This window comes from Streptomyces sp. NPDC059994, from assembly GCF_042737755.1.
In the GTDB taxonomy this organism is placed as follows: Bacteria; Actinomycetota; Actinomycetes; order Streptomycetales; family Streptomycetaceae; genus Streptomyces.
The window spans coordinates 1-3624 of sequence record NZ_JBHWUR010000211.1; the positions used below are offsets into that span (position 1 = coordinate 1).

The 3624-nt window shown below is 66.0% G+C and carries 3 protein-coding genes and 1 pseudogene; 1 reads left to right on the plus strand and 3 read right to left on the minus strand.

Going from position 1 to position 3624, the window contains the following annotated elements; genetic code table 11:
- Window positions 1-474 precede the first annotated feature (474 nt).
- Window positions 475-1314, plus strand: coding sequence for a hypothetical protein (locus tag ACFWA7_RS39795; protein WP_385547177.1), 840 nt, complete (start codon window positions 475-477; stop codon window positions 1312-1314).
- A 121-nt stretch (window positions 1315-1435) separates the two neighbouring features.
- Here ACFWA7_RS39795 and ACFWA7_RS39800 read toward each other — a convergent pair whose 3' ends face one another.
- From ACFWA7_RS39800 to ACFWA7_RS39810, 3 genes and pseudogenes are all read right to left on the minus strand, one after another.
- The gene (locus tag ACFWA7_RS39800; protein ID WP_385547174.1) at window positions 1436-2542 is read right to left on the minus strand and encodes a hypothetical protein; all 1107 of its coding nucleotides are present in this window, start codon (window positions 2540-2542) and stop codon (window positions 1436-1438) included.
- A complete protein-coding gene (locus ACFWA7_RS39805) occupies window positions 2539-3453 on the minus strand; it encodes a hypothetical protein (RefSeq protein WP_385828045.1) in 915 nt (304 codons plus the stop codon). Before ACFWA7_RS39805 ends, ACFWA7_RS39800 begins: the two co-directional genes overlap by 4 nt.
- Window positions 3454-3491: 38 nt before the next feature.
- Window positions 3492-3624, minus strand: a pseudogene (locus ACFWA7_RS39810) (IS5/IS1182 family transposase); the annotation flags it as partial.

Here is a 3624-nt window from a genome sequence, read left to right on the forward strand (position 1 = left end):
AACGGGGCTATCCAGGACGGCTCCGACGCCGTGATCACACCAGCCACAGTAAGATCATCTCACCTGTGACCAGCAGTTACGGGACAGCCCTTAGTGGTGACCCCTATGAGGGCGATGGTTCAGCTGGTGCGAGAGTCGCTCGCCACCTGGCAGGGCACCTTGCGGCTCTGCACCTTCATCGTGATCTTGGGCCTCGTCTGGTGCGTGACCAGCTGATCGCAGAGCTGCACCGGGTCGCCCCCTCACGCCCGAGGAAGAACCCACCGCTGACGAGCCATCCACTGGCGCGGGGTGTGTGTCGTGGGTGCCGCTTTACTCGGGTTCGCCAAGCCGGCGGCGACAAGCGGCTCTGCGCAGGAGCCACTCGCCGTACTGAGCTGGGGCCCGTACGCCCCGTAAATCCGCCGTGGGGCCGGTGCCAAGCCGCTCTGATGGGTCGGACTGCTGTGGCTGGGGCTTGGTACGTTCTGGTGTATGACGCTGCGTTCGGTGGATCTGCGTAAAGAGCCTATGGAAGCCGTACTGGACAGTGTGGAGCGGATGCTGGGGGTGCGCCTTGATCGCGAGACTGTGGTGCGTAAGCGCCGGTCGGTGGGGGCGCGTACGGACCGCCGTACGTGGGTGCGCATCGATTGGCGTGGGCTCGACCGGATCGGGGTTCAGGGCGGGGACGGCACTGCGTCCGCGGAGGCCCTGCGCGGGATCGCCAAGCCAGGCTGGTTCGCCGGTGTTGCGTGGCGGGACGAGGTGGAGCCGGTGATGTGGCGGGCGGACGAGACAGGACTGCTGCCGGGTGCCCCAGTGGGGAGCGCCGTGGTGGCAGAGGACCCGAGACTGGCCGAGGAGTGGTGGGCTTCGCTGAATGCTTCACTGGAGGCCCTTGCCGCACAGCGCACGAACCGGATCGCGACACCGGATACCGAGACCCTCACGCAGGAACTGGTCACGGGAACGATCCACAGTGTCTTCCCCGGCGTCGATACGGCGGTGGCCGATTGGCGTCCGGCCCATGCGGATCTCAACTGGGCGAATGTGACGGCTCCGGTGTTCTGCGTGTTCGACTGGGAGGACTGGGGCATGGCTCCGCGCGGCCTGGATGCGGCAAATCTGTGGGGAGCCTCGCTTGCCGTCCCGGCTCTGGCCGACCGCGTCCGCAGAGAGCAGTGCAGTGATCTGGCGAGCCGGGACGGCAAGCTGATGATGCTGTTCGTCGCCGCGAAGATCCTTGGTCCCTATGCTGATCCCGAGGACCCCCGCTTTATCCCCGCGCGGAAGACGGCGGAGCAGGTGGTGCAGGAGCTTCAGGCGAGCTGACGGGCTTTGAGGAGCTGCGGCTTCGGTATCCGGGGACCGTCGGCTACGTTGCCGTCCCTCGCGTGCCGAATGGGCACGCTATCTGGCAGCAGTTGAGGTACGTCTGATGAGCGCGCGGAGCCTAGTTGTATGGCGGGCCCGCGTCGCCGGGGGCAGTGGCGAGTTGTTGCCGCAAGTCGCCATTGGTTGGTGTGAGAACTTTCCGTAGTGCGGTGAGCGGTAGGGCTTCCTGGCGGACAGCGGTTCCGTTGGTAAGTACGTCGATTGCGTTGCTGGCGAGTGGTGAGGGCAGCCAGCTACTGATGTTGTGGGCGGCTTCGGGAGTGACTACAGCGGTCTTTCGGCGTGCGCATTTGAGGAGTGCTGCGTAGAGCCCGCCTGCTGGGGTGAGCGGGGGGAGGCCGACCGACACTGATCGCTGGCTGGCGAGGATCACGCAATGGAGACCGTCGTAATCGAGGTCTCCGTAGTACAGGATCTCCGTGAGTTCCTGGCCTGTTTCGGCGAGGCGGTCCGGGAGCGTGGTGATGCTGGAGGCGATGCGGTCGCCGTCGCCGAAAGCGAGCCAACCCACTTCGTTGGGGTGGGTCCAATTTCGCAGAATGCGGCGGAGGTTGTCGAAGGCGGCTGTGTTCTCGACGATCAGAAGCCAGGGCGCCGGCCCGAGCTCGATGATGTTCAGGGGCTCCGGGGTGAGGTAGGCCCGTAGGTGGTCCTTGATGCTCAGGAAGCCGCCGAGCACCCATTTCGAGTCGTGAATGCCGTCGAGGTGTTTCTCGTCGCCGAACAGCTCGAAGGCACGGTCGCGTAGCGGTACCAGTTCGCTGCTGGCTCCGTCGGCGAGGAGGAAGCCGTTGAGGCGGGTGAAGAGGTGATGGTCGTGCGGGCTAAGTCGGAGGCCGTCGAGGAACGACAGTTCTGCTACCCAAGATCGGGTAGGGGGTCGGCTGACGGCTGGACGGGGCGGGTCAATGCGCTCGGCCCATTGGGGCAGGGGCGGAAGCGCCGTATGGTCCCAGAACTTCCGGGTGACGGGCAGCTTGAGGGCGCCGGTGTCCCGGAGAACAGCGAGAGCGTCGGCAAGGAGCTGACGCCGTTCGGGCGCGGTGAGGAGTGCCGGGTTCGAGGTGTACGCGGCGGCGGCCAGGTTGTCGAAGGGGATCCGTTTCCGCGGGTGCGCGTTCAGCCGGTCCAGCAGGATCTTGTCGAGCGTGCGTGGTGTGGTCATGCCCCGTCTTCCCCATCCCGGTCGTCAGCTTCCGCGGAATCGTCCGGCTGGTCGTTGTCGGACTCGGCGAGTGGGAACCGGTACAGCCGTGCGGCACGGATTCCGTCGGAGCGGGCATCGGTGACGCCGGCGCTGACCGCATCCCCGTAGCGTTCGGTCAGCTGGACGAGGCGGTGGCCGCTGCGGGCGTCGTGCGCGTTGTTGCGCAGGCGCAGGATGAGGGGGAAGCGGCCGACAGCGTCGAGGTCTTCCACACCCGTGGTGTAGATGAGCTGGACGCCATGAGTGGCGGCAACCGTTCGCTGGAGATCGATGAACGGCACGTAGTTGGACTTGCCCATCGGGTTGTCCAGCAGCAGGGTGCCGACGCCGCCGGGAAGCCCGCTGTTGCGGTTGGCAGCACGCACCTGCGCCAGGCAGCAGTACAACAGCACGGACACGGTCAGGAGTTCACCGCCGGAGAACTTCTTGATCTGCGTGACGTCGACGGGGTCCATGACCGGCACTGGGTGGGGCTTGAGCACCTTGGCGGTGATGCTTCCGCTGCCGCCCAGGGCGGCGAGCACCAGGCGTTTAGCCAAGTCGAGCGCGGGAGGAAGGACATTGGCGCTGCTGGAGTGCTTGGCAGCGACGTCGGCGACCAAGATGTCAACACAGGCGGATATGCGGTGGGTGAGGGTCTCCTCGCTGCCCCAGTCGGCGAGTCTGAGCGTGAGGAAGGGCTTGCCCGACCAGGCGCCCAGTCCGGCAGGGAGCTTGGAGTGCCGGGCGACCTGGTGCAGCATCGCCACGATGGTCTTGGTGAGGGCCGCGCACTGTTGCACCAAGAGGAGCTGGTCCTCGGTGAGTTGGTCGAGCAGCTTGGTGATGCGCTTCTCGCGGAGCTCGATTTCCGGGATCAGTTCCGACAACGACGCGTGCAGCTGCGCGGGGTCTTCACTGAGCGTTTTCAGCGTTGGCGCTCCAGGGTGAGCACGGCTTGAGCAGTTGACGTCATTCGATTGGGGCTGCATCGGGAGTGACGGAAGATGTGCCAGGTCTTGAGGTGGGCGATGCCGCGTTCGACCGGGGCACGCGTGCGG

Bases quoted from the DNA above. Each gene is read 5' to 3' on its own strand.
- ACFWA7_RS39800 (WP_385547174.1), bottom strand. From the start codon at position 2,542: ATGACCACACCACGCACGCTCGACAAGATCCTGCTGGACCGGCTGAAC.
- ACFWA7_RS39795 (WP_385547177.1), top strand. From the start codon at position 475: ATGACGCTGCGTTCGGTGGATCTGCGTAAAGAGCCTATGGAAGCCGTA.